Annotated in this window: 19 protein-coding genes and 1 pseudogene; 6 read left to right on the top strand and 14 right to left on the bottom strand. The window is 59.8% G+C overall.

Going from position 1 to position 26,244, the window contains the following annotated elements; all coding sequences use genetic code 11:
- Positions 1–286: 286 nt before the first annotated feature.
- Complete coding sequence (locus tag ACJ8HT_RS16065; RefSeq protein ID WP_194572149.1) at positions 287–1,204, bottom strand: ABC transporter substrate-binding protein; 918 nt, start codon at positions 1,202–1,204, stop codon at positions 287–289.
- 145 nt (positions 1,205–1,349) lie between these two features.
- Between ACJ8HT_RS16065 and ACJ8HT_RS16060 the strand changes: the two are divergent.
- A pseudogene (locus tag ACJ8HT_RS16060) lies at positions 1,350–2,547 on the top strand (MFS transporter).
- On the opposite strand, the gene ACJ8HT_RS16055 reads toward ACJ8HT_RS16060, so the two are convergent.
- On the bottom strand, positions 2,544–4,637 hold the full coding sequence (locus ACJ8HT_RS16055) for a putative bifunctional diguanylate cyclase/phosphodiesterase (protein ID WP_197653562.1): 2,094 nt from the start codon (positions 4,635–4,637) through the stop codon (positions 2,544–2,546). The pseudogene ACJ8HT_RS16060 and the gene ACJ8HT_RS16055 sit on opposite strands and share 4 nt — an antisense overlap.
- Before the next feature lie 898 nt (positions 4,638–5,535).
- Between ACJ8HT_RS16055 and ACJ8HT_RS16050 the strand changes: the two genes are divergently transcribed.
- Positions 5,536–8,571: an autotransporter domain-containing protein gene (locus ACJ8HT_RS16050; protein WP_197653561.1), complete on the top strand. Its 3,036-nt coding sequence runs from the start codon at positions 5,536–5,538 to the stop codon at positions 8,569–8,571.
- 179 nt (positions 8,572–8,750) lie between these two features.
- On the opposite strand, the gene pqqF is transcribed toward ACJ8HT_RS16050, so the two are convergent.
- The 10 genes from pqqF to ACJ8HT_RS16000 all read right to left on the bottom strand — a co-directional run bounded on the left by pqqF (position 8,751) and on the right by ACJ8HT_RS16000 (position 19,541).
- The gene (pqqF, locus tag ACJ8HT_RS16045) at positions 8,751–11,075 is read right to left on the bottom strand and encodes a pyrroloquinoline quinone biosynthesis protein PqqF (protein WP_197653560.1); all 2,325 of its coding nucleotides are present in this window, start codon (positions 11,073–11,075) and stop codon (positions 8,751–8,753) included.
- 2 nt (positions 11,076–11,077) lie between these two features.
- Positions 11,078–12,214 (bottom strand): pyrroloquinoline quinone biosynthesis protein PqqE, encoded by a 1,137-nt coding sequence (pqqE, locus tag ACJ8HT_RS16040; protein ID WP_194572140.1) that lies wholly within the window; start codon positions 12,212–12,214, stop codon positions 11,078–11,080.
- Positions 12,207–12,485: a pyrroloquinoline quinone biosynthesis peptide chaperone PqqD gene (gene pqqD / locus ACJ8HT_RS16035; RefSeq protein WP_016927749.1), complete on the bottom strand. Its 279-nt coding sequence runs from the start codon at positions 12,483–12,485 to the stop codon at positions 12,207–12,209. The genes pqqE and pqqD overlap by 8 nt, the downstream gene beginning before the upstream one ends.
- Complete coding sequence (gene pqqC / locus ACJ8HT_RS16030; protein WP_197653559.1) at positions 12,485–13,240, bottom strand: pyrroloquinoline-quinone synthase PqqC; 756 nt, start codon at positions 13,238–13,240, stop codon at positions 12,485–12,487. Before pqqC ends, pqqD begins: the two co-directional genes overlap by 1 nt.
- 9 nt (positions 13,241–13,249) lie before the next feature.
- Positions 13,250–14,161 carry a pyrroloquinoline quinone biosynthesis protein PqqB gene (gene pqqB / locus ACJ8HT_RS16025; RefSeq protein WP_197653557.1) on the bottom strand — a complete coding sequence of 304 codons (912 nt, stop codon included), beginning with the start codon at positions 14,159–14,161 and terminating at the stop codon, positions 13,250–13,252.
- 58 nt (positions 14,162–14,219) lie between these two features.
- Positions 14,220–14,297, bottom strand: coding sequence for a pyrroloquinoline quinone precursor peptide PqqA (gene pqqA / locus ACJ8HT_RS16020; RefSeq protein ID WP_004937827.1), 78 nt, complete (start codon positions 14,295–14,297; stop codon positions 14,220–14,222).
- 117 nt (positions 14,298–14,414) lie between these two features.
- Complete coding sequence (locus ACJ8HT_RS16015) at positions 14,415–15,464, bottom strand: dipeptidase (RefSeq protein WP_197653555.1); 1,050 nt, start codon at positions 15,462–15,464, stop codon at positions 14,415–14,417.
- Between the two features lie 133 nt (positions 15,465–15,597).
- Complete coding sequence (locus ACJ8HT_RS16010) at positions 15,598–16,524, bottom strand: LysR family transcriptional regulator (protein ID WP_197653553.1); 927 nt, start codon at positions 16,522–16,524, stop codon at positions 15,598–15,600.
- Positions 16,525–16,670: 146 nt separating this feature from the next.
- The gene (locus ACJ8HT_RS16005) at positions 16,671–18,140 is read right to left on the bottom strand and encodes a pyridoxal phosphate-dependent decarboxylase family protein (RefSeq protein ID WP_089186868.1); all 1,470 of its coding nucleotides are present in this window, start codon (positions 18,138–18,140) and stop codon (positions 16,671–16,673) included.
- 18 nt (positions 18,141–18,158) lie between these two features.
- Positions 18,159–19,541 (bottom strand): diaminobutyrate--2-oxoglutarate transaminase, encoded by a 1,383-nt coding sequence (locus tag ACJ8HT_RS16000; RefSeq protein WP_197653551.1) that lies wholly within the window; start codon positions 19,539–19,541, stop codon positions 18,159–18,161.
- Positions 19,542–20,167: 626 nt separating this feature from the next.
- Between ACJ8HT_RS16000 and ACJ8HT_RS15995 the strand changes: the two genes are divergently transcribed.
- Genes ACJ8HT_RS15995 through ACJ8HT_RS15985 form a run of 3 tightly spaced genes read left to right on the top strand, consistent with a single transcriptional unit; the run spans position 20,168 to position 22,538 of the window.
- On the top strand, positions 20,168–21,706 hold the full coding sequence (locus tag ACJ8HT_RS15995) for a hypothetical protein (RefSeq protein WP_197653550.1): 1,539 nt from the start codon (positions 20,168–20,170) through the stop codon (positions 21,704–21,706).
- A 15-nt stretch (positions 21,707–21,721) separates the two neighbouring features.
- On the top strand, positions 21,722–22,123 hold the full coding sequence (locus tag ACJ8HT_RS15990; protein ID WP_197653548.1) for a hypothetical protein: 402 nt from the start codon (positions 21,722–21,724) through the stop codon (positions 22,121–22,123).
- Positions 22,124–22,133: 10 nt separating this feature from the next.
- Positions 22,134–22,538 (top strand): fucose-binding lectin II, encoded by a 405-nt coding sequence (locus ACJ8HT_RS15985; protein WP_195873440.1) that lies wholly within the window; start codon positions 22,134–22,136, stop codon positions 22,536–22,538.
- Positions 22,539–22,584: 46 nt separating this feature from the next.
- On the opposite strand, the gene ACJ8HT_RS15980 is transcribed toward ACJ8HT_RS15985, so the two are convergent.
- Positions 22,585–23,808, bottom strand: a complete 1,224-nt coding sequence (locus tag ACJ8HT_RS15980; protein ID WP_197653546.1) for an NADH:flavin oxidoreductase/NADH oxidase family protein — start codon at positions 23,806–23,808, stop codon at positions 22,585–22,587.
- A gap of 72 nt (positions 23,809–23,880) precedes the next feature.
- On the opposite strand from ACJ8HT_RS15980, the gene ACJ8HT_RS15975 reads away from it, so the two are divergent.
- The gene (locus ACJ8HT_RS15975) at positions 23,881–24,303 is read left to right on the top strand and encodes a MerR family transcriptional regulator (RefSeq protein ID WP_060418915.1); all 423 of its coding nucleotides are present in this window, start codon (positions 23,881–23,883) and stop codon (positions 24,301–24,303) included.
- On the opposite strand, the gene eno is transcribed toward ACJ8HT_RS15975, so the two are convergent.
- A complete protein-coding gene (gene eno / locus ACJ8HT_RS15970) occupies positions 24,290–25,573 on the bottom strand; it encodes a phosphopyruvate hydratase (RefSeq protein WP_197653544.1) in 1,284 nt (427 codons plus the stop codon). The two genes, ACJ8HT_RS15975 and eno, sit on opposite strands and share 14 nt — an antisense overlap.
- Positions 25,574–26,244: the final 671 nt, after the last annotated feature.

Here is a 26,244-nt window from a genome sequence, read left to right as displayed (position 1 = left end):
AGATGTTAGCAATAAAGTACTGTATTAATAAACAGTAAGTGGGAATCTACATGCGGCTAGGTCAGAACTCAATAATTGATAATAATTATCATTTGTGTTGTTTTTGGCACAAAACTGTCTGAAAATTAACGGTAATGGAAGGTGGAGGATCGGTAGCGATTAACAGGAAAAAGTTTTAGGTAGCAGGCAAGACAAACAAAACAAATAGAGGGCTATCTGGGAATATTCGACAGGCATAGTATCGAGCGGTTCATCAAAGCCCCGCAGTACGGGGCCTGTTGCTCTCTCAATCCCCCAGTCCCGGCGGGTTAATCTCGGAATGGGCGATCTTTTCGTCGCTTTCCGCCCAGCGATCCAACACCTGCAAATAGCTGCCGTTGGCGATGGCGCCGTTGATCGAAGCCTGCACGGCATCCACCAGCCCGTTGCCTTTTTTCAGCGTGACGGCGATGTTGGCGGTCTTCGGCCAGCCGCCGGGCACGATGCCGACCAGCCGGGTTTTGCCGGTCAGCCGCGCCTGGTAAGCGCCGGAGACGTTGGGCCCGAAGGTGGCGTCGGCGCGGCCGGACTGAATGGCCAGCGTGGAGGCGGCCTTGTCGGTGACGTACACCGGCTGCAGCGGCGCCAGTCCCTTGGCACGGTTCTCCTTGTCCCAGGCCAGCAGCACCGCTTCCTGGTTGGTGCCGGAATCGACGATGATCCTTTTACCGGCGATATCCGGCGCGGTGTTGATCTGGGTGATCTTGCTGTCGGATTTGACGTAGAAGCCCAGCGTATCCTGGCGATAGGTGGCGAAATCGAATTTGGTCTTGCGCTCGTTGGTCACGGTGATGTTGTAAACCGCGGCGTCATATTTGCCGGAGGCCACCCCCAGCGGCCAGTCTTCCCACGAGGTGGGCACCAGCTTGAGTTTCAACCCCAAACCGTCGGCCACCAGGCGCGCGATGTCCGCCTCGCTGCCGATCACCGTTTTGTTGTCGCGGGCGTACAGGCCGAACGGTGGGCCGCTGCCCAGCAGGGAAATGGCCACCGTCAGCGTACCGGGCTCCACGAACTTGAAACCGGCGGGGATTTTGGCGACCGCCTCGGCGTTCTTCACCGTATGGATCGGCGTTTCGTTGGCGACGATATCCACCCCTGGCGCGGCCGCGGCGGAAAAGCTCAGCAGCGCCGCCATCACTATCATCTTTTTGCTATCTATCATTATGTTAATTACCTTCATTATTAGGATTGTCACAGGGTCGTTGCACTATCTCTGAAGGCTAAAGGTCTGTGAACGAACAAAATCAACTATCCAATCTTGGAAAAATCATGATGCGCCGCCGGCGCTGAGACATCGAGGACGAACCATGCTGTCGCGCTTCGCTACGTTGGGCCGCATACCGCGCGGCGTGTGGATCTTGGGGGGGGGTGAGCCTGCTGATGGACGTTTCCTCGGAAATGATCCACAGCCTGCTGCCGCTGTTTATGGCGACGACGCTCGGCGTCAGCGTGATTGTCATCGGGCTGATCGAAGGGCTGGCGGAGGCGACGGCATTGATCGTCAAGGTGTTCTCCGGGGTGCTCAGCGATTACCTCGGCAAGCGTAAAGGGCTGGCGCTGCTGGGCTACGGGCTGGGCGCCATCAGCAAACCGTTTTTCGCCGTCGCGTCGTCGTCCGGCATGGTGATGAGCGCGCGCCTGTTGGATCGCGTGGGCAAAGGCATCCGCGGCGCGCCGCGCGACGCCCTGGTGGCCGATTTGACGCCGCCGGAAATTCGCGGCGCGGCCTTTGGGCTGCGCCAGTCGCTGGATACCGTCGGCGCCTTTTTAGGGCCACTGCTGGCCGTCGGCCTGATGCTGCTGTGGCACAACGATTTTCGCGCCATCTTTTGGGTGGCGGCGATCCCGGCGGCGCTGGCGATCGCGCTGCTGTTCTTCGGCCTGAAAGAGCCGACCGCCGCGATAACCGACAAGCGAACCCACCCGATTACCCGCGCCAATCTGCGGCTGCTGGGGCGCGGCTATTGGTGGGTGGTGGGCATCGGCGCCGTCTTCACGTTGGCGCGCTTCAGCGAGGCGTTTCTGGTGCTGAAGGCGCAGCAGGGCGGCACGCCGCTGGCGTTGATCCCGCTGGTGATGGTCGCCATGAACCTGGTCTACGCCTGCTCGGCCTATCCGTTCGGTAAACTTTCCGACCGTATGAGCCATAAAGGAATGTTAAAAGCCGGTTTGCTGGTGCTGATCGCCGCCGATGTGGTGCTGGCGTTGAGCGATCATTGGGCGGGCGTGCTGTTTGGCGTGGCGCTGTGGGGCGTGCACATGGGCATGACGCAGGGGCTGTTGGCGGCGATGGTGGCGCATACCGCGCCGGCGCATCTGCGCGGCACCGCGTTCGGCATGTTCAACCTGGTCAGCGGCGTGGCGCTGCTGCTGGCGAGTCTCGGGGCCGGCATGCTGTGGGAGCTGGCCGGTTCCGCCTCCACCTTTTACGCCGGCGCGATCGTCTGCGTGGTGACGCTTATCGGCATGCAGTTGGCGCCGTTCGATAACCGGCAGGGCGTTTAACGGCCGTCGACAGGCTGCGGTGCTGCCTGCAGCAGCTCGGGTACCCGCTGAGATTCCACCGCCCGGCTGAACAGAAAACCTTGGCCGATGTGGAAACCGGCTTCGCACAGCGTTTGCCGCTGCTGCTCGGTTTCCACCCCCTCGGCGATGATATCGATCGACAGCTTTTGACCGAGAATGCCAATGCTTTCCACGATCGCCAGGATCGCCGGTTCGGTATTCATACGTTGAACGAAGTCGCAGTCCAGCTTAATGCAGTCCAGCGGATAATCCATGATATGGCTGAACGAGGAGTGACCGGTGCCGAAATCGTCCAGGGCGATGCGGATGCCCATCTCCTTGAGCATTTGCAACGCGCGCAGCACGTACTTCGAACCGTGCTTGTTGAACGCGTGTTCGGTCACCTCCAGTTCGATCAGGTGGTGGGGAATGTGGAACTTCAGCAGGCGCTGCAGGAAAGTTTCGGCGTAGTTGTCGCGTAAAAACTCGATCGGCGACACGTTCAGCGAGATGGGCTGCACCGCCACGCCGGCCGCGCGCCAGCGGGCGATATCGGCGAAGACCTTCAGCTGCATGGCTTCGCTGATCTTGGTCGCCAGCTCGTAGTCGTTGAACGCCTCGCCCACCGTCGCCGGCAGCTGCACGCCGTTGATCGGGCAGTGCCAGCGCAGTAAGGCTTCAAAGCCGACGATGCTGCCGTCGGTCAGGCTGACCTTCGGTTGGTAGCTGGGGCGGATGCAGTTGTCGCGCACGATCTGGCGCGCGTAGTTGAGCTGGCTGGCGCGGGCGCGCGCCTTGTCCATCATCTTGCGGTCGAACATATAGACGCCGCCGCGGCCGCCGTCTTTCAGCTCATACAGCGCAGTGTCGGCGCATTTCATCAGTTCCGAAGCGTCGCGTGCGTCTTTGGGGTAGATGGCGCCGCCGATGCTCATGCCGCAATGCAGCGTCTTGCCGCCGTGGGTGATCGGCGTCTCCAGCTGCAGCAGAAACTTGTTGGCGATGCGGAAAATATCCTGCTCGTTTTCGACGTCGCTGATCACGACGGCGAACTCATCGCCGCCGAGGCGAGAGACGAACGAGTGCGTATTCATGCAGGCGCTGAGCCTTTTGCCCAAAACCCGCAGCAGATGGTCGCCCGCCGCGTGGCCCAGCGTGTCATTCACCAGCTTGAAGTGGTCAAGATCCAGCAGCATCAGCCCAAGCGACTTGTTGCCGTGCAGGGCCCGCTTCATCTCTTGCTTCAGTTTCTTCTTGAACAGGCGCCGGTTGGGCAGGCCGGTCAATTCGTCATATTCGCTGGCGAGCAACAGGCGTTGTTCCATCACACGTTGCGAAGTCACGTCGCGTGAGACGCACAAGATCTCGGCCACGGTGCCGTGTTCGTCGCTGACCGGCGTGAGAATGTTGTCCCAGTGCTGTTTTTTGCCCTGCGGCGTCACGCTCAACCCCGTGAAGCGCGCATTTTTTCCGGCTCTGACGCTGCGCAGCGCCTTGCGGCCGCGGCGCCGGATCTCGGGCGACAGCAGCCCCAGCCAGGGCATGCCAAACTCTTTTTGCCCCGGATCAAGGCCGAGCGCCAGGCTGCCGGAGCGGTTCATGTGGCGCAGCGTGCCGTCGTGATTGATCACTTTAATGCAGTCCACGCTGGCGTCCAGCATGTCTTGCTGGATAGACAGCGCCTGAACGTTTTGCTGGCGCTGCAGCATTTGCGGATGAATGTCGGTCGCCGTCAGGTACCAGCTGGGCTCCAGCGCCATGCCGTCCTGCCGGGCGTTAAACGCCAGCATAAACCAACGGTAGGTGCCGCTGCGATCGCACAGGCGGGCCTCGCCGGCGAACGAGGAGAGGGCCATGATCGCCTGGCGCCACTGCGCGGCCAGCCGCTCGCGATCGTCGGGGTGCAGGGCATCGAGCCAGTCGGCGGCGCCGTGTTCACCGGCGATAGCGCCGGTATAGTCGCGCCACTGTTTATTGAAGTAACCGCCAAGGCGGTTGCCGAAGCAAATCAGGCCGGGCAAGTCGTCTACGATTTCGCCATAGAGATCAATCGGATTTTTGTTATTGCTCTGCTTGGGCAACAGGGTCATGCGGTATTTCCTCGGAAAATTACCCATATTCTCGCTCTAGAGCAGAGCTTCTTTCAATATAGTCTTGCCAATGAAAATGGGAATAGCCAGCGGGCGCGGCTAAAAATCGGCCCGCTAGCATGGAATACATCCAGCGTGAACGCATTAGGAATACTCCTGTTATTTATAAGCATCCCTTATATTGCAGCGAAAAATAAGTGATCGGACCACGCCGCGTTATTGCCGTGAAAATTAATCATTCTTGATGTTTCTCTATGGCTAAATGTTCAGTCGCCATGATGAACTCCCGAACGGTATTCTGCCTGCTCTATGCGGTAATACTGACAAAAACCGCAGTCTAGACGGGGGTAAACGCCATTTTATGCACTCTGCAGCGCCCGTTTACTGGGGCTTAGCGGAAAAATCATGATGCAAATCAAGGAATGTTTTGTTTCATATATTGACACTTTGCTTACGAATGGGATAGCCTCGCGAATGAAAATCATTAACAAAATTGGATGATTAAGCGAGATGCACCCACTCTCTGATTCTCGCGCTTCGGCCGGATGGCCGAGCTGCCCCGGCGTAGCGGCGCCGATAAACGTACATTCGCCTCCTGTTTGCCTCTCTGCGCCATAGGTGCCAGGCGCGGCGGCATGCTCTTGTCTGCTCGCACACATTTTCGTCACTCAGCATGTCTTTTCATGCGGCCCGTATCGGGTCTGCATGCGCTATCTGTTATTTCACGATCGGGGGAGGTCGCAGGGCGGTTAAAACGTAAGTTTTCTTCTGGGTATAAATAAACATGGAGCGTAAAATGAAACTTAATAAGAAATTGAAGTTAGCGTATTGCGTTTTTCTGGGGTGTTATGGCTTATCCATTCATTCTTCTCTTGCCGCTTATCAGGATCCCGGTCGGTTGGGCGCGCCTGACAGCTGGAAAACCGCTGAGTTTAATCGCCAATGGGGGCTTGGGGCTATTTCCGCCGAGTTTGCCTATGCCAGAGGCTATACTGGAAAAGGCGTCACCATCGGCATTATCGACAACGCCATTCTTTCCCATTCTGAATTCGCCGGCAAACTGACGCGATTGGATAACGGCAGTTATAATTTCTCGTACGATAAACAAGATAATATGTCTTTCGGCGATCACGGCACCCATGTAGCCGGTATTGCCGCAGCGAAAAGAGACGGCGGCGGCATGCACGGAGTGGCTTTCGACGCGGATATTATCGGTACCAAATTGAATGACTACGGTAACCGCAACGGCCGTGAGGAGTTGATTCAGAGCGCGGCTCGCGTCATCAACAACAGCTGGGGGATTGCACCGGACATTCGCCGTGACGCCAAAGGCGATATCATCTGGTTGCCGAACGGCAGGCCGGACTACGTGGCATTCGTAAAAAGCGACGTGATCGGCGAGATGATGCGCAACAAGGCCAGTGTGGAATGGGGCAGCGAACAACCGGTGCCTACCGGCGCGCACAGCGCGATGCCAACGCTGCTGCGGGCGGCCCGGCACGGTAAGCTGATCGTCTTCTCGGCAGGCAATTACAACAACTACAATATTCCCGAAGCGCAAAAATCGCTGCCTTACGCCTTCCCGGACGTCTTGAACAATTACCTGATCGTGACCAACCTGAGCGACGAAAACACGTTAAGCGTCTCTTCGACCAGCTGCGGGCAAACGGCCAGTTATTGCGTGTCCGCACCGGGCTCCGATATTTACAGCACCGTCGGCCGGCTGGAATCCAATACCGGTGGCGCCGTTAATCGCGAAGCTTATAATAAGGGTGAGCTTTCGCTGAATCCCGGCTACGGCAATAAATCCGGCACCTCAATGGCTGCGCCGCACGTTACCGGCGTTGCTGCGGTATTGATGCAGCGCTTCCCTTATATGAGCGCCGATCAAATATCCGCGGTAATTAAAACCACCGCCACCGATTTGGGTGTCGCCGGTATTGATAATCTGTTCGGCTGGGGGCGTGTCAATTTGCGCGATGCGATCAACGGCCCGAAAATGTTTATTACCCAAGAGGATATCCCACAGGAATATTATGTGCCGGGCTCCTACAGTGAAAAACAGTTCGTGGTGAATATCCCCGGGCTGGGGAATATCGTCGAAGCGGGCACCCCGGTTGAGCGGCGCTGCACGTCGAGCGAATGCGACTTCGATGCGTGGAGTAACGACATCAGCGGGCACGGCGGCTTGACCAAAACGGGCGCCGGGACGCTGGCGTTGTTGGGTAATAACACCTATCGCGGTGATACCTGGGTGAAACAGGGCACGCTGGCGATCAATGGGTCTGTGGCGTCCAACGTCTATATCGAAAATAGCGGCACGTTGGCCGGTGACGGCACCGTGAGTGCTTTCCGGGCCGTTCGGGGCGGCAGCGTTGAGCCGGGCAACGGCATCGGCACGCTGCACGTGTTGCACGACGCCATTTTTGATCGCGGTTCGCAGTATAACGTGGAAGTGGCGGACAATGGCCGCAGCGACAAGATCGACGCACGACGCGCGTTTCTCAACGGCGGCAGCGTGAACGTCAGCCTGGAGCACAGCAAAAACCTGCTGTCGCAGAATGAGGCGCAAAGTTTGTTGGGCAACAAATACACCATCCTGACGACGACGGACGGCGTCAACGGCCGGTTCGAAAACGCCAACCCAGCGTATCCGTTTGTTAATGTGACGCTGGATTATCAGGGAAATGACGTCGGCCTTGGCATCACCCGCACCGCCGCCCGTTTTGACACCCTGGCCAGCACTGAGAACGAGAAAGCGGTGGCCCGCGCGGTGGAAACGCTCAACGCGACGGAACCGGTCACGGAAACGGCCAAACGCAGCGTGGCGGCGCCTAGCGCTGAGGCGCTGAGCACACTGCAAGGTGATGAAGGCAAAGCGCAAGCCGTGACCGAAGAAGCGGGCGTCGTCACCGGCCATCCGGTGTATGAAAGCTTCCTCGGCTTCACGTCGGCCAGAGAGCTGCAACAGGCGACCCGCCAACTGTCCGGCCAGGTCCATGCGGATATGGCTTCCGCCCAGATTAACGAAAGCCGTTACCTACGCGATGCCGCCACCGAGCGCTTGCGCCAGGCGGAAGGCCGTCGTATCGCTTCCGATATCAAAGCGGATGACAACGGCGCCTGGGCGAAACTGCTGGGCAACTGGGGGCATGCTTCCGGCAATGACAATGCCACTGGTTATCAGACGTCCACCTATGGCGTGCTGCTGGGTCTGGATGGCGAGCTGTTTGACGACGGCCGGCTTGGGGTGATGACCGGGTATACCCGCACCTCGCTGGACGGCGGTTATCAGTCAGATGCTCACAGCGACAACTACCATCTGGGGCTGTACGGCGACAAGCGCTTCGGTGCGTTGGCGCTGCGGGCGGGGGGCACGTATACCTGGCATCGTATCGACACCTCGCGCTCGGTGAACTACGGCGCGCAGTCGGATCGCGAGAAGGCCAGCTATAACGCGCGCACCGGCCAGCTGTTTATCGAAAGCGGTTACGACTGGACGAACGACACGGTCAATCTTGAGCCATTCGCCAACCTGGCGTACACCCACTATCGTAATGAGGGGATCAATGAGCACGGCGGTGCGGCGGCGCTGCGCGGCGACAAGCAAAGTCAATCAGCCACCGCTTCGACGCTGGGGCTGCGCGCAGATACACAGTGGCAGGCCGATAGCGTGGCGATCGCGCTGCGCGGAGAATTGGGCTGGCAGCATCAGTACGGCAAGTTGGAGCGCAAAACGCAGCTGATGTTCAAACGTACCGATGCGGCGTTCGACGTGAACAGCGTGCCGGTTTCCCGCGATGGCGCGGTGCTGAAGGCGGGCGTCGATGTTGCGGTCAACAAAAACGCCGTCTTGTCCCTCGGCTACGGCGGGCTGCTGTCGCCTAACCATCAGGACAACAGCGTCAACGCCGGCCTGACCTGGCGCTTCTGATCGCGTTTACCCCGTTTGACCTTACTCAGCCTCCATCGTAACGATGGGGGCTTTTCTCCAGGCCTTCGTTACGCCAATCTGATCCCGGGCGCAGACATTTCCTGGGTGATCAGCATGGTGATCACCGGCATCGCCTACCCATTGTGTTGTTCACGGCGGGCTAACTGGGCGATGCAGGTTTAAACGCTCTCGATCCGGAAAATCCGTTGCTGCCAGCTTCGCAGCTGCACCGCCGTCATTGTAGCCACCCGCGCCACTGCGGGGCGATTCTCCAGTGCGATTTCCCGCGCGCGCTGCAGCGGCGCGGCGCTGAGGCGCTGCAAGCTTTGCCGCAGCGCTTGTTGCGTTTGCTCCAGCTCGCCAGTGCCAACGTGTGCCAGCTCATGGCGCATCTGCAGTAAGAATTCGTCGGTTAACTGCCGCAGCTGTTCAACGTTGAACGTGGGGGATTGCAGCGCAAACAGCAGGCCTTCGGCATCGGCACAGCGGTGGAAAGCGCATTGCACCACATAGCCCACGTTGCGATCCACGCGCAACCGCTGAAAATAACGCGGGGCGTAAAGCTGAGCCAGCACGCGCAGCGCCCAACGGCCTTCGACTTCGCCGTTCGGCAGCGGGTAAAACTGCAGTAAGGCGCTTTCGGGGCCGCTTTCCGTCAGCGTGAAGGGACGATGGTACTGATGTGTCGGCATCTGGGGCTCAGTGGCCACGGAATAGGGGAAGTCGCACAGCAGGTGCGACAGCTGCCGTTTTAACTCGCTATCACCGCCGATTAAGGTGGCGTGCCACCGAGTTGCTGTGGCTATGGGTGCGCTGAGCGCCGTCGGCAATTGGGCTAACAGGCGGCGAATGGCGATATCGTTTCGCTCTGCCAGCAGCGTATGGCGCAGATTTCTCGCCGCCTCGTTGAGGATGGTCGGCGTGAGTGCCGACAGTGCCCGGTTCACTACGCTCAGTCCGTGACAGATCAGCGCGTTGCTGCCCGCCAGCAGCAGCAGCCACACGCCCTGATGGCGTTCGAAGCTTAAATGCCCCTCCCGATGCGCCAGCTCTGCCGCCCCGGCGCGCAGCGCCGACTGCCAGCCGTAGGCTTGTTCATCGCTGAAGGCGCTGGACGGTGCCGGCCGCAGCAGCAGCACCGGTTGCGCCTCTCCGGGGAGCAGGTGCCGCAGCGGCGCCTGGCCGGAAGGCAATGACGGGATCGGCAGCGCCGCCGAGGAGGAGAAAAAGCGGAAAGGTTCCACTGTAGAATTCAGCTCGGCGCCGGCGAAGGGGCCAAGCGCCAGCGGCAGCCCCTGAATTTCATGGGTTTCACTGTCGCCTTCGGGCCGCACGGCCAGGCGGCGACGCGGCGCGTTAATCAGCGCCGCAATATGCCGTGACCAATCGTCGTTATTCTCCGCCGGCGGCAGACCAAGCGCTCTGGCGCGCAGTTGATCGAGCGGCGCCAAACGGTGGAAATCGCGATTGGCCAGCTGCCCATAATGCGCAAGCTGAGCCGGCGCCAGCGTCTGCAGCGCTCGCAGCCACGTCAGCAGCGCGCTTTCGATCTGGGCGGCTTCAGCGGCTGAACCGTGATTGACGGTAAAGATAAAACTCAGCAATGCGTTGTTCTCGCTGCAGCGTGAATAATCGAGCCGAACGGCGTCGCACCACGCCTGAGCGCGCAGGCGGGCCAGCAGCCCGCCGGGGGCTTCGTCCAGCAGCAGGCGCTCCAGCCGCCGCAGCCAACCGCGGGAATGGGAACGCGGTAGGGCAAACACCAGTCTCAGCTGCGGCGTGCCGGGAAGAGACAGGGTGTAATCTACCGCAGCGGTCAGCGGCGGTGAGGCTTCGTGCGGTATGGCGCTGCCCGATGGCAAGCGGCTGCCGCAACGCTGGGCCAGCGCATACAGCTGCGCCAGCGACTGCGGGCCTTGCAGCCACAGCGTCATGTTGGGCGCGCGAAAATAGCGCTGGTGAAACTGCCGCAGCGCCTGCTGCAGGGCGGAAATGTCGTTGCCGAAGACGGCGCGGCTGCCGATATGAAAACGGTGCAATGCGTCCAGGCCGTCGAACATCTGCCGCTGCGCGGCTTCGCAGCGGGTTTCACCATCGGCGCGCAGCAGGCGATATTCGGCGTCGATGACCTCAACCTCCTGTGCGATCGCCTCAGTTGCCAGCAGGGGCGCGGCGAGCATATCGCTCAGCCGCGCCAGCCCCTGCGCCAAATGCTCGGCGCCCACCTCGAAGAAAAATGCGGTTTGCGTGGCCTGGGTGGTGGCATTCAGCCGGCCACCGGTCGATGGTACCCAGCCCATCAGGCCTTCTTGCGCGCTGAAGTTCGCGCTGCCACGAAACAGCATGTGCTCCAGCAGATGCGCCAGACCTGGCCAGGCGACGGGCGCTTGAAAGCTGCCGGCTTCTATGCGCACCAGCGCGGCGGTGCCGGTAGCGGTGGGGTCGCTTATCGCCTTGACGGCCAAACCGTTGTCGAACTGCCAAGAGGCGGCGGCGAGTGCCATCGTCAGCCCTTGAAGATCAGACGGGAGTTGGCCTGATTGCGAAAACGCAGCTGATCGATACCGACCTGCGAGCGATTCGCCGTTTCCCGCGCCGCCAGAATGGTGCCGTGGTGCGGCGATTTGCCGCATACCGGGTCGGCGTTGTCGGCGTTGCCGGTCAGCATGAACGCCTGGCAACGGCAGCCGCCGTAGTCTTTCTCTTTCTCCGAGCAGGAACGGCAGGGCTCCGGCATCCAGTCATAGCCGCGATAGCGGTTAAAACCGAACGAGTGGTACCAGATATGCTGCAGATCGTGCTCCAGCACCGACGGGAAGGCGATCGGCAACTGACGGGCGCTGTGACAGGGTAACGCCATACCTTCCGGCGTTACGCTCATGAAGATCGCCCCCCAGCCGCCCATGCAGCCTTTGGGGCGCTCCTCATAGTAGTCCGGCGTGACGAACAGCAGGTTGGCCAGCTTGCCGTCGGCGGCCATGCGTTCGCGATAGCGTTTCACCACCCCTTCCGCGTCGGCGATCTGCTCGCGGGTCGGCAGCAGGCCCTCGCGGTTGAGGTGCGCCCAGCCGTAGAACTGGCAGGTCGCCAGCTCGACGTCGTCGGCGTCCAACTGGATCGCCAGTTCGATAATGCGGTCGATCTGGCCGATATTATGGCGATGCAACACGAAGTTGAGCACCATCGGATAGCCGAGCGCCTTGACCGCCTTGGCCATGGCCAGCTTCTGCTGAAACGCCTTGGCGGAGCCCGCCAGCGCGGCGTTCAGCGTTTCGTCGCTGGCCTGAAAACTGATCTGGATATGGTCCAGCCCGGCGTCGGCGAAGGTCTGCAGCTTCTTCTCGGTCAGGCCGATGCCGGAAGTGATCAGGTTGGTGTAAAAGCCGAGATCGCGCGCGGCGGCGATCAGCTCGGGCAGGTCTTTACGCACCAGCGGCTCGCCGCCGGAAAAACCGAGCTGCACGCTGCCCATCGCCCGCGCCTGGCGAAACACTTCGATCCACTGCGCGGTGGTCAGCTCTTTTTCCTGCGCGGCAAAATCGAGCGGGTTGGAGCAATAGGGGCACTGCAGCGGGCAGCGGTAGGTCAGCTCCGCCAGCAGCCAGAGCGGCGGGTTCACCGCCGGCGCGCGTGCTTCAGTCACGGAAGGTCACCCATTTTTGTTCATAGGCGCGCTGGAAAAATTCCAGCACGTCATCCGCCAACCCCTCGGCGCCAGGAAAGCGGGCGTTCAGCTGCGCGATGATGCCGTTCAGCGTGGTGTGGCCGTCGACCAGCTGCAAGATGGCGGCGGCGCTGTCGTTCAGCTTGGCCATGCCTTCCGGGTAGAGGATCACGTGGCTGTTTTGCACTTGCTCCCATTGCAGGCGGTAGCCGCGGCGGAAGACGGGGGTGTGTTCAGGGTTCAGCGTCATTACACCAGCCTCTGGTTGTGCCATACCCGCGCGGCGGTCACGCTGTGATAAGGCGGGCGGTTCAGGGTGTAGGCCATGCTCATGGCGTCCAGCATGCTCCACAGAATATCCAGTTTGAACTGCAGGATCTCCAGCATGCGCTGCTGCTTTTCAACGGTGTCGCAATAGTCCAGCGCCAACGCCAGGCCGTGTTCCACATCGCGGTTGGCCTGGCCGAGGCGGCTGCGGAAATAGTCGTAGCCGGCGGCATCGATCCACGGATAGTGCTGCGGCCAGCTGTCGAGGCGCGATTGATGGATTTGCGGCGCGAACAGTTCGGTCAGCGAACTGCAGGCCGCTTCCTGCCAGCAGGCGCGGCGCGCGAAATTGACGTAGGCGTCCACCGCAAAGCGCACGCCCGGCAGCACCAACGCTTCAGAGAGCAGGGTGTCGCGCTGCAGCCCGACGGCTTCGCCCAGGCGCAGCCAGGCTTCTATGCCGCCTTCGCTGCCGCCGTAGCCATCGTGATCCAGGATGCGCTGCACCCATTTGCGGCGGGTTTCCGGCTGTGGGCAGTTGGCCATGATCGCCGCGTCTTTGATCGGAATGCTGGTTTGGTAGTAGAACCGGTTGGCCACCCAGCCCTGGATCTGCTCACGGCTCGCTTCGCCGTTGTGCATCGCGATGTGGTACGGGTGGTGGATATGGTAATAAGCGCCTTTGGCGCGCAGCGCCGCTTCAAATGCCGGCGGAGTCAGGGGCAGTGGTTGCGTCATGGCGGTTCCCTACAGTTCGATATTCATGCCGTCCCAGCTCACTTCAATGCCGGCGGCGGTCAGGCTTTGCCGCTCTACCGAGTCTTCATTGAGGATTGGGTTGGTATTGTTAATGTGGATCAGAATTTTGCGCCTGGCGGGCAAGGTGGCGAGCAGGGCCGCCAACCCGTGTTCTTCCGCCAGCGCCAGATGCCCCATGTCCTTGCCGGTATTGCGGCCCACGCCGGCGTTGGCCAGCTCGTTGTCGCGCCACAGCGTGCCGTCGATCAGCAGGCAGTCCGCGCGGCGCAGCCACGGCAGCAACGCCTCGTCCGGCTCACCCAGGCCCGGTGCGTACAGCAGCCCGACCCCGCGCGCGGTATCTTCGATAAACAGCGCCACGTTGTGGCCCGGCAGCGGGCGATCGCGGTACGGCGAATAGGGCGGCGCGTTGCTGAGTAGTGGAATGGCGGTAAAGCGCACGGTCGGGCAGACCGCTGTGTGGAACGGCTCCCCGGGCGTCACGGGGTGGTGAATCAGCCCGCCGTTCCAGTGGGAGAGCATGGGAAACACCGGGAAACCGGTGCTGAGATCATCATGCACTTCAGGCGTGCACCAGACGTGATGCGGGCAGCCCTCGCGCAAATTGAGCAAGCCCGCGCTGTGATCGATCTGGCTGTCGGTCAACACGATCGCGCCGATACCGGTGCCGCGCAGCACATCGGGATTATTCAATTCGGGCGAGGCCAGCAGCTGATGGCAAATGTCCGGGGAAACGTTGCACAGTACCCAGTTTTTACCGTCGTCGCTGACGGCGATGGAAGACTGGGTGCGGCGCGTGGCGTTGATGCTGTGGTCGCGAACGCCCCGGCAGTTGTCGCAGTTGCAATTCCACTGGGGAAAGCCGCCGCCTGCTGCTGAGCCGAGAACTTTTATCTGCATGTCTAAACCAGAAAGAGAGGGAAAGAAATGCCCGCGCGAAAGGCGGGCAGACGGGCGATTAACGGTTGGAAATGTACAGCGTCACTTCCAGACCCAGACGCAGGTCAACAAACTCAGGTTTAGTCCAGGTAGTCATAGCGGTGCTCCTTAGCATGCATCGTAATAGTTCGAGCCCAATGAGAAACGTTCGCATTCGGCCGGCCCAATGTTGACGAAATGTGACGGAGATCGCAACCTTTAAAGCGTAACCGGGTTATTCGCCCCAGGTGGCGGCGAGCACGTTCAGCCAGTTGCGCCAGGTCAGCTTCTCCAGCAGCCGGTTATCGAACCCGGCCTGTGCCAGCGCTTGCGTCAGCAGCGGCAGGCCGCCAACATCTGCCAACGGGTGCGGTACGTTGACCCCGTCAAAATCAGAGCCAAATCCCACGCGATCTTCACCAAGTTTAGCGATCAAATACTCAACGTGTTTAACAATTTCTGTTAAGCCGGTTGTTGCACTGTCACGTTTGCCGTCCGCACGCAGGAAGGCGGTACCGAAATTGACGCCGACCATCCCGCCGCTCTGAGCGATGGCGTCCAGCTGTGCGTCGGTCAGGTTGCGCGGTTGCGGGCAGAGGGCGTGGGCGTTGGAGTGGGTGGCGACCAGCGGCGCGCGGCTCAGCGCGGCGGTTTGCCAGAAGGTTTTCTCGTTCATGTGCGAGACGTCTATCATGATGCGGCGGCGGTTGCAGGCGCGGATCAGCGCCTTGCCGGCCGGCGTCAGGCCGGGGCCGGTATCGGGTGAGCCGGGGAACGGCCCGCTGACGCCGGTACCGAAGGCGTTCGGCAGATTCCAGAATGGCCCAATACTGCGCACGCCCAGCCGGTAGAAGGCCTCCAGCTGCGTCAGCTCCGCATCGATCATGCCGGCGCCTTCAATATGCAGCACCGCGGCGATTTGTCGGTTGAGACGACACTGTTCTATCTCGGTGGCGGTGCGACAGATGCGCAGCTGCCCCTGAGAAGCCTGCTCCAGCTGCTGCAGGATGGCGATTTGCCGTTCGGCGATCGCCAGCGGATCGAAGGTGGCCTGCGCCTCGTCCTGCGTTTGGTGGCGCATCTGGGCGATATAGCTGACCGGGGGAATAAATACCGCGAACAGCCCGCCGAAAAATCCGCCGCGCCGCATGCGGGCGAAATCGAGGTGGCCCGGCGTGACGCGGGAATAGAAGGCGGTGGCCGGATCGTCGTCATGCTGCAGCCACAGGTTGAGCAGCAGGTCGTTATGGCCGTCGAACACCGGCCAGAGAGGGGGAAGTGTCATGGGCGCTTCACTGAGTCAGGCATCGTGAACGCTATGTTCTCCCATCGCGCGAGGGGGAACAACCCTCAGGCTATGGGGGCTTTGCCGTCGGCGGGATCACTCGCCGTCAGCAGGGCAAAATTTAGTGACATTGTCACTCTGCGCGAAACGGTTCCTGCACGCGTTGGCGGCAGACCGTCAGCAGTAGCTGGCGTAGCCAGCGGTGATCGACCTCGGCGTCCAGGCGCGGATGCCACATTTGCGACACGGTGATGGGCGGCGTTTTCACCGGCAGCTCGAAGACGCGCAGCGGGCCGCCCGCCGGTTGCGCATGCAGGAACGAGGCGGGCAGCAACGCCAGCAGGTTCGAGGCTTGCGCAACTGCCAGCGCGGCCGGAAAGCTCGGCACCACGGCGGCGATATGGCGTGCCAGCCCCAGCTCCGCCAGCGCTGCGTCTACCGGCCCGAGGATGCGCCCGCTGCGCGAGGCCACCACGTGGCCGCAGGCGGCGTAGTCGGCGGCGCCGATCGCCGGCTGCTGCGCCAGCGGGTGTGAGGTTCTCATCACGCCGACGAAGCGATCGCGGAACAGCGCCTGCAGGCGGATTTCCGGGCCCATGTCACCCAGCACGCCAATCTCCAGATCGACCAGCCCTTCACGCAGGGGGCGGTCGCTTTTCTCCGGCTTGGGCGCAAAGCGCAATCGCACCCGCGGCGCCTGTTCGGCCGCGGCGGCGATCAGCGCCGGGCCGAAGGCTTCGACGAAGCCGTCGTTGGCGCGCAGCGTAAAGGTCCGATCCAGCACGGCGGGATCCAATGCCCCCTGCGCCGGGCGCAACACCGCGCGCGCTTCGAACGCCGCGTGCCGCGCCCGCTCGCGCAGCGTTTCGGCATAGGGCGTCAGCACCATATGGCGGCCGGCGCGCACCAGCAGGGGATCGCCGGTGGCCGCGCGCAGCCGGCTGAGGGTGCGGCTCATCGCCGAGGCGCTTAAACCGAGACGCCGTGCGGCGCCGACGACGCTGCCCGCCGTCAGCAGCGCGTCGAGTGCGATCAACAGGTTGAAATCCGGATCGGTCATGATTGATTGGGTGTCCTGTTGTGCTGGAAATGGGGGGAAGGCGTTTGCTGCAGTATATCAGCGTAAACGCTGCGTCTCCTGCGATGGAGGAGCAATAAAAAAGCCGATAACGGAGGTTATCGGCTTGGGTGGCAGGCTGGGCGACGTTAGGCCGGCAGCTGCTGGGCGGTTTTCTCGACCAGCGCCAGCAACAGCTTGATGTCTTCCAGCGTCACGATCGGGTTCAGCAATGTCATCTTCAGGCAGGTCACGCCATCGAACTCGGTCACGCCGACGTTGGCGCGGCCCGATTCCAGCAGGGCGTCGCCGATGCGCTGGTTGAACAGGGCGACGGCCGCGTCGCCGTTCGCCGCCAGCTGAGCCGGACGGTAGCGGAACAGCACGCTGGCCAGCTGCGGCTGCATCACCAGTTCCAGCGATTCTTGATCGGCGATGTAACGCGCCACCTGCTGCGCCAGCGTCACGCCATGATCGATGATCTCGGCGTATTGCTTCTGCCCCAGCGCTTCCAGCCCCATCCACAGCTTCAACGCATCGAAGCGGCGGGTGGTCTGCAGCGATTTGGACACCAGGTTTGGCACGCCTTGCGCTTCGTCGAACTCGGAGTTCAGGTAGGCCGCCTGATAGCGCATCAGCTCATAGTGGCGCTCGTCTTTCAGCAAGAAGGCCCCGCAGCTGATGGTCTGGAAGAACTGCTTGTGGAAGTCCAGGGTAATGGAGTCCACCAGGTCCAGGCCGTCCAGGTAGTCGCGGTACTGCTCGGAAAGCAGCAGCGCGCCGCCCCAGGCCGCATCCACGTGCACCCAAATCTGCTGCTCCGCTGCCAGCCGCGCGATGTCGCGCAGCGGGTCAATGGCACCAGCGTCGGTGGTGCCGGCGGTGGCGACAATCGCCATCACCTGCTCGCCGTTGGCCTTGGCCTGCGCCAGTTTTTCCGCCAGATCGTTCACGTCCATGCGGGCGAAGCGATCGGTTTTCACCAGGGTGACGGACTGATAGCCGAGGCCCATCAGCGCCATGTTCTTCTGCACCGAGAAATGGGCGTTTTCAGAACAGAACACCTTCAGCTTGCGCAGATCGCCCACCAGGCCGTCCTGCTGCACGGAGTGGCCCTGGCGCGCGAAGAACGCATCGCGCGCCAGCATCAGCCCCATCAGGTTGCTCTGGGTGCCGCCGCTGGTGAACACCCCGGCGTCGCCGGGCTGGTAACCGACCTGGGCGCGCAGCCACTCGATCAGCTTCATTTCGATCAGCGTAGCCGACGGGCTTTGATCCCAGGAATCCATGCTCTGGTTGGTGGCGTTGATCAGCACTTCGGCGGCCTGGCTAATTACCAGGCTCGGGCAGTGCAGGTGCGCCACGCACTGCGGGTGGTGCACCGACAGGCTGTCTTTCAAAAAGTACTCGATGGCACGATCGATCGCCGCCTGGTTGCCCAGGCCTTGCGGGGTGAAGTCGAGCTTGATGCGCTCGCGCAGTTCGGCCACGCTTTTGCCCTGATACATCTCGGGCTGTTGCAGCCACTGCACGACGGCTTCACTGCTCTGTGCGATCGCCTGGCGGTAAGCCTCGGCGCTGTGCGCCGAGGAAGCCAGAATCGGGTTTAACTTGGACATCGCGGTCATTCGCTCCAATCAGACTGGCTTGACGCCGGCGGCCAACAGCGCCTGCTCAAATTTATCCAGGAAAATACCCAGCTCATCGTTGGTGATCAGCAGCGAAGGCAGCAGGCGCAGCACGCAGCCGTTGCGCCCGCCGCGCTCCAGGATCAGACCGGATTCAAAGCATTTTTTCTGCAGCAGCGCAGAGAGTTCGCCATCGGCCGGGTAGCAGCCCATGTGATCCTGCGCTTCGTTCGGCTTGACGATCTCGATGCCGATCATCAGGCCCAGACCCCGAACGTGACCGATCACCGGATAACGTTTCTGCAGCTCGGCCAGTTTGCCTTTCAGCCACTCGCCCTGAGCGGCCACTTTGTCGGCGACCTTGTGCTCTTTCAGGTATTGCAGGGTGGTCAAACCGGTGGCCATCGCCAGCTGGTTGCCGCGGAAGGTGCCGGTGTGGTGACCCGGTTCCCAGGCGTCGAACTGTTTCTTGATGCCCAGTACCGCGAGCGGCAAGCCGCCGCCGACCGCTTTCGACATCACGATGATGTCCGGCTCGATGCCCGCGTGTTCGAAGGCGAACAGTTTGCCCGTACGGGCGAAACCGGCCTGGACTTCGTCGATGATCAGCAGAATGCCGTGCTCCTGCGTCACTTTGCGGATGCGCTGCAGCCACTCGGCCGGTGCCGGGTTAACGCCGCCTTCGCCCTGAACGGCTTCCAGGATCACCGCCGCCGGTTTACGCACGCCGCTTTCCACGTCGTTGATCAGGTTGTCGAAGTAGTAGGTCAGCGCCTTGACGCCGGCTTCGCCGCCGATGCCCAGCGGGCAGCGGTATTCATGCGGATAAGGCATGAACTGCACTTCCGGCATCATGCCGTTGATCGCCGCCTTCGGCGACAGGTTGCCGGTAACCGACAGCGCGCCGTGGGTCATGCCGTGATAACCGCCGGAGAAGCTGATCACGCCGGAACGGCCGGTGTGTTTTTTCGCCAGCTTCAGCGCGGCTTCCACCGCATCGGCGCCGGACGGGCCGCAGAACTGCAGGCAATAGGCTTTGCCTTCGCCAGGCAACAGAGAGAGCAGGTAATCGGAGAAACGATCTTTCAACGGGGTCGTGAGATCGAGAGTATGTAACGGCAAGCCGCTGGTAATGACATTTTGGATGCTTTGCAGGACGTCGGGGTGATTATGTCCAAGAGCCAACGTTCCTGCCCCGGCCAGGCAATCAAGATATTGATTATTCTCAACATCAGTGATCCAAACGCCCTGGGCTTTCGCAATTGCCAACGGCAATTTGCGCGGATAACTCCTAACATTCGACTCAAATTCGGCTTGACGCGCCAAATAGGTTTCATTGTTTCCGTTTAATGAGTTTGCAACTAAAGTATCAATACGGACTTTATCCGTCATCATATCTCTCCTACAACCGAAGGTCTCAACACGCTCCGATTGAATTAATGAATAAGAAAAGTAACTGCCTTGTGAAAAGCGCGACTAATATATGGCTTTTTCGCCCGGGACTCAATAGGTTATTTTGTTTCCGGCTGTTTACCTTTTTCTCTAAGAATCAACATGTTGTTGATTTAATGAACGTTCATTTTCTCCTTTCGGTTACACGATCAGGTAAAACCTGCCTGGAAGGGGCTTAGACATGCTTTTTCTGTGGTAATAAGGTGAGCAATTCAGGACGAAGCGGGGCCAGGATTGATGTCGGTGGACCGAACGTTGAATTATTTTACTTAAACTTCATTATCATGGCCTGGGCAGTGACAAAAAAATATAAATTTAATTTACGTTTTTTTGCAAGAGTTTAAATGGAATGCTATATTCATAACGTTTTAACTTAAACTCAAATAATACCCAGACATCAAATCATTTTGGTAAATATAAATATCAGGCTAAGCTAACGCCGCATGCCAGCATGTGCGTCGGCATCTTGTTATTTGTTTATCCCTTTATTATGGAATAATTTTTATTTTTATACGCCCTGAATATAGAGGAGGGCGAGGCTTTGATTATGCACAGATGAGGTATATATGAATGCTCTAATTCGGGCGTTATTTTACACCTTTTTATTCATATTCAGCGTCCCGGTTACCCTCGCCGGGCAACTGATATTAAAGAACACGTCATCCTCGCCCATCACGTGCACGGTAGACGGTTGGACTAAAACGTCTGGTAGCAGCTTTGACTGGTATATTACCGTGCCGGCGGGGCAATCATTTTATGTGGGGCAGAATACCAGCAGACCGAAGTCGCCGGTGATTAATTGGGCAAACTGCAATCAACTGCAGACCCGGCAAATGACTATCACACCCAGCGGCCCCAATCAGACGCTGGTGCTGAACGGGTTACAAACTCAGGTATTGAACGTTTCGCTTTATCCCTATTTGCCTACGCTACCGACGGACAATTTCGAAAACCTGGTTGCCTACGTGGTGCAGACCTATCAGGCGCAGCATCCGCAAGTGCTGCTGAATGCGGTTCTTAATCAGCAGGTCAATATTTACAGCTTTGTCGATCTGCCTCAGTTGCTCGGTCAGGACGGGTTTGACGTCATGGAACTGGACGTTCTTTATTTGGGATTTCTGGCGGAGCAGCGTTTGATTAACCCTGCGCAGATCGCCGGAGAAACGCCCTGGGCCGTGGCGTTGGCCGGTGCTACGTATCAGGGGCAGTTGTGGGGTATCCCCAGCTGGTTATGCATGAATTTCATCTATGCGTTTGACTCGGGGATAAAACAGCAAAACGGCCTGGCGCAGATGCTGAATTATTTAAGTTCGCAGTCAAAAGCCGTCACCGAATTGGTGGGCAGTTTTAATGGCAGCTGGGCCATTCCTTCCGACTACATTAATGCATATGTTCAAACTTATGGTTATGGCGCCCTACAACAAGCGATGCAGATGCCACCCAACAATGCCGTTATTCAACAGTTGGTTTCCCTGTCCGATACCTGTGCTTTCAACGGGGTAAATAAATGCACCAACAATACCTACCACAATGGCGCAAATGGCAACACCGAACAGGTCTTCGCCTCCGGGCAAGCCAGCACCGACATGGGATTCTCTGAACAGTCATTCTTTGTGAACCTTTATTCCTCCACGCAAAAACCGCTGTACGTCGTTCCGACTCCCTGGGGGGAACACCCTCAACCGCTGTTGTTTGAAGATGCGTTTGTCTCTAACGCGGCAACCTGTCCTCCGGCGAGCCAGTGCGCGGCAAACGCCCAGGCCTTTACTACGCTGATGACCGGCACGGCGATGAAGAATTACATCGTGCAGTCAAAGGATCTGCCGGCAGGTTCCCCGTGGCGTACCTTGCTGGTTGCCACGCAAGCTTTCTGGCAACAGCCGAGTATTACCGGCAATAGCTACTATCAGCAGTTGGCGCCAATATTTTCGACTGCGCAAGCGTTCCCCAATAATTTTACTCCACAAAGTCAGGTCGATATGGCCAATGGTATCTGCGCCGCTTTAAAACAACAGCAACCCAATTTTGTGTGTACCAGTAGTAATTCCACCCGCATGTTGGCGCCGGCCCATGGCAGTGCCATCACCGAACGAACCACCCGTTAATCGCAGGAGAAGAGCATGAGTGTAGGTCCTGTATCAGGTAATGGCATCGCCATTAACTTGCCGATAGGCAAAACGCTATTCTGGACGGCAAACGTCCAGGCATCCTATTCACAATATATTGAGGTGCGCGACTCCAACAATAATGTCGTTATTCAAAGCAGCGGTTCATCCACGGGTGGACATTCGCCTACTCAAATAGGACAAGGCTCGTTTATTACCGCAGGCAACGGGGCTTATACCGTTTTTCTCGGTTATAACAATGGCCAGGCCTGGTCGCAGGTCATGTGGGATGAAATAACGCTGAATATAGGCAGTCAAATATATTCCAGCTGTTTCAATTTCATTACCGAAGACGGTGCAGACCAGGACTTCAATGATACCTGCCTGACACTGACCTGGTTTAACAGCATAGGATGAGGGGGCTAAAATGGCGATTGGACCGGTAAGCGGCGGCGGTATTGCCGTCAATATTCCCGTCGGGAAAGTGGTTTTCTGGTCGGCTTTGGTTCAAAGCTCGGCCAATCAGTTCATTCAACTGAAAGACAGCGGTGCTAATGTTATCTTCACTACACAGGGCGCAAGCTCGAGTGGCGGTACACCCACGCAAATTGGGCAGGGTTTCTTTCAGGCTGCCGACCCCTCCGGCAATTACACTATCTGGATTGGCACTAACGGGGGGCAAAAGTATTCACAGGTGATCTGGGCACAGGACGTGATTACCCGTGGCGCCACGGTCTATTTTGGTAAGTATGTCTTCGCGAGCGAAGACTACACCGATAATGATTTCAATGACTCCTTCCTTCAACTGCAATGGTTCCAATTTGTCGGCTAGTCTGCGATGCCCCGATGTCCTTCATCGGGGACACGTCGCGTTAGAGTTAGCTGTGTGTTCTCAACCATGCATGATAACGCTGCAGGATGCGGCGGGTACGCCACTGATCGACGAGCAGCGTGAACAGCGGGGAATAGCGCACGCTGCGCGGCCGATTGTCACTCAGCGCTCGCATCCGGCGCTTGACCAACGCCATGCGGGCGAGCGACGCCATCGCTTTGCTGCGCCAGGTGACCGGGGCGGGCAGCGCATGGGGAGCCTCGCCGGTTTGCCAGCGCCGCGGCAGATCGGGTACTTCCGCCATGGCGGTGGCGATGCCGGCAACCGCGACGCCGCTGTCCAGCACCTGCTGTGCCACCGAAGGACGGGCGATGCCGCCGGTGGTCATCACCGGCATGCGGGCCACCGCGGCAAGATCGCGGGCGAAGGATAGAAAATAGGCTTCTCGCGCCAGGGTGCGGCCGTCCGCCGTTTCGCCTTGCATCGCCGGGCTTTCGTAGCTGCCGCCCGACAGTTCGATCAGATCGACCGGCAGATCGTTCAGCATCAGCACCACCTGGCGGGCATCGTCCGATGAAAAACCGCCGCGCTGAAAATCGGCGGAGTTGAGTTTGACCGCCACGCAAAAGCCCGGCGAGACGCGCTCGCGCACCGCACGCACCACCTCCAGCAGCAGGCGGGCGCGGTTCGCCAACTCGCCGCCCCAGCGATCGTTGCGTTGGTTGGTCAGCGGCGAGAGAAACTGGGAAATCAGGTAGCCGTGCGCCGCGTGGATCTCCACGCCGGTAAAACCGGCCCGTTCGGCAGCGTGCGCGCTGGCGGCGAAGCGCGCGATAACCTCGGCGATCTGCGCTTCATCCATCGCCTGCGGCTGGGCGAACAGCTTGCTGTGCTTGCCCATCGCCAGCGGGATGGCGGAGGGCGCCCATGCGTTGCCGCCCATGTTCGCCATCACCTGCCGGCCCGGGTGGTTAAGCTGCATCCACACCTGCGCGCCGCCCTGGCGCGCGGCATCGGCCCAGGTTTCGAACGGGGCGAGCGGCGTGTCTTGTTCCAGCACCACGCCGCCGGGGCCGGTCATGGCGCGGCCGTCGATCATCACGTTGCCGGTGATGATCAAGCCGGCGCCGCCTTCGGCCCAATAGCGGTATAAGCGCCACAGCGCCGGGCCGGGCAGTTGGCCCGGGGCGGCCAGATTTTCTTCCATCGCCGCCTTGGCCAGACGGTTGGTCAGGCGGCTGCCGTTGGGCAGCGTCAGTGGGGTAAACATCGGTATTGCGCTCCTGTCGTAAGGGGAATGGCGCTATACTAGGTTTAAAGTTAACTTTAAGGTCAATAGGGCATGAAGATCGGAGAATTGGCGCAGCGCGCCGGCGTGGCCGCCTCGGCGATACGCTACTACGAGCAGCTGGGGTTGCTGCCGAAACCGGTGCGCGGCGTCAACGGCTATCGGGTCTACAGCGATAGCGCGCTGGAGCGATTGCACCTGATCCAAATCGGCCAAAATCTGGGGTTTTCGCTGCAGGCGATCCAACGCGTGCTGGCGCTACAGGGCAGCGCTTATGAGGATGGGTTGATACGCGGCGTCGATGAACGGCTGGCGGAGATCGAGCTGATGATGGCCACGCTGAATGAACAACGAGAAACCTTGTTGACGACCCGGCTGACCTTATTGGAGTCCGGCGTTGCCGGGCTGTGCCAAGCCAAGGGCGAAAAACAGGCCGACGCATCGCCGGCCCGGCCGGCAAAGCTTAGCGGCGTTTAAAGGCGGAACGACCGGCATACACCGCCGCGGCGCCCAACTGGTCTTCGATGCGCATCAGCTGATTGTATTTTTCGATGCGCTCGCCGCGGCTCGGCGCGCCGGTTTTCAGATGGCCGGCTCGCATCGCGACCGTCATGTCGGCGATAAAGCTGTCGACGGTTTCACCGCTGCGGTCCGAGATAAAGGTGCCCCAGCCGTTCGCCTGGCAGAGCTGTACGGCGGCGAAGGTTTCGCTCAGCGTGCCGATCTGGTTCAGCTTGATCAGCGCCGCATTGGCCAACCGTTCATCAATCCCGCGCTGGATGTATTTCACGTTGGTGACGAACAGATCGTCGCCGACCAGCTCCACCTGGTCACCCAGGGCGTCGCTCAGAATACGCCAGCCGGCCCAGTCGTCCTCGGCCAAGCCGTCTTCAATCAGCACGATGGGGAAATCCTGCACCAGCCGTTGGTAATAGGCCGTCATCTGGGCTGCGTCCAACTCGAGATTCTCGCTGCGCAGGCGGTACTTGCCGTCGGCATAGAATTCGCTCGAGGCCGGATCCATGCAGATCGCGATATCTTCTCCCGGCCGGTAGCCGGCTTTCTCTATCGCCTGCACAATCAGCTCGAGCGGCTGGCGGTTTGAGGCGACCGCCGGCGCGAAACCGCCTTCGTCACCGACGCCGACCGACAGGCCTTTTTCCAACAGGATTTGGCGCAGCGTCTGATAAACTTCACTGCCCCAGCGCACGGCCTCGCGCAGCGACGGCGCGCCCAGGGGAGCTATCATAAACTCCTGAAAGTCCGCCCCTTGCCACCGGGCGTGCACGCCGCCGTTGATGATATTCATGCAGGGCACCGGCAGCAGGTTGGCGCCGATGCCGCCCAGATAACGATACAGCGGCAGCTGCGACAATTGCGCCGCGAGGCGGGCGGCAGCCAGAGAAACGCCGAGCAGGGCGTTGGCCCCCAATCGGCTCTTGTTCTCGCTGCCGTCCAGCGCGATCAGCCGGCGGTCTATCTCCTCTTGTTGGCGCACATCCACTCCGCGCAGCGCCTCGTTGATCGCCGTTTTGACGCTGTGCACCGCCTCCAGTACGCCTTTGCCGCCGAAACGGTGCGGATCGCCGTCGCGGTGCTCCACCGCCTCGCGCGACCCGGTGCTGGCTCCCGAAGGCACCGAAGCCCGGGCCACGACGCCCGCCGCGCTCATTTCGACTTCGACGGTCGGGTTGCCGCGCGAATCCAGGATCTCTCTGGCGGTTACGCTTTCAATCTCATAGTTCATGGGGTGTCACCTCGTTCTGGGGAGTGGGAACGTGCTTTATCAGCACATCGATGGATATATGGTTGATGAATTCGAAGCCGAATGTAGCGCGGCGAATTTTTTTGGACTATTTCGCGTTAATTTTCGGACTGCATAACGGAGAGATAAAAGCTTGTTCTGGACAGTCCAGAACAAGCCGCAACATAGGATTATGCGTAGTGATAGTACAGCCACAGGTCGCTTAAGTTGGCTGCAAGATATGGGATATTTGTGCCAGGCCTACCCTGTACGTCTTCTGAGGTGACATTGCTGTAACCATAGAACCGGCCTGGGTAGCCTGGACGCGGCCCAAACTCTGACTTGAACGTCTCAGACAGAGCCTTTGCAGCATTTACTGTCGACTGCCTGTTATCCATAAGCAATATAGCCATAGCCCACGCCACAGTTGGCGGCTGACCTCGGCGCGATTCAGACCAGCAATAGTCCAGCTCACGCAACGCGCCTGTACCTGATGTAGCCCTAAGCAGCAGATTTACATTGTCAATTTGCCCATCACTGCGTCCCACAAGCCTGAACGCGAATGCCAGGAAATAGCCAATCCACGATTGGTACGGTAGCCAAAGGTCGGTGGCTGGCGATGCGTTTTGACCATCAGTAACAACGCCAGGGATGAGCTGATAGGTGGTTTCGAG

Source organism: Serratia sp. CY44782, from assembly GCF_052168715.1.
Taxonomy (GTDB): domain Bacteria; phylum Pseudomonadota; class Gammaproteobacteria; order Enterobacterales; family Enterobacteriaceae; genus Serratia; species Serratia nevei.
Note: the sequence above shows the minus strand (reverse complement) of the source record. Positions and strands in the feature narration are given on the sequence as shown.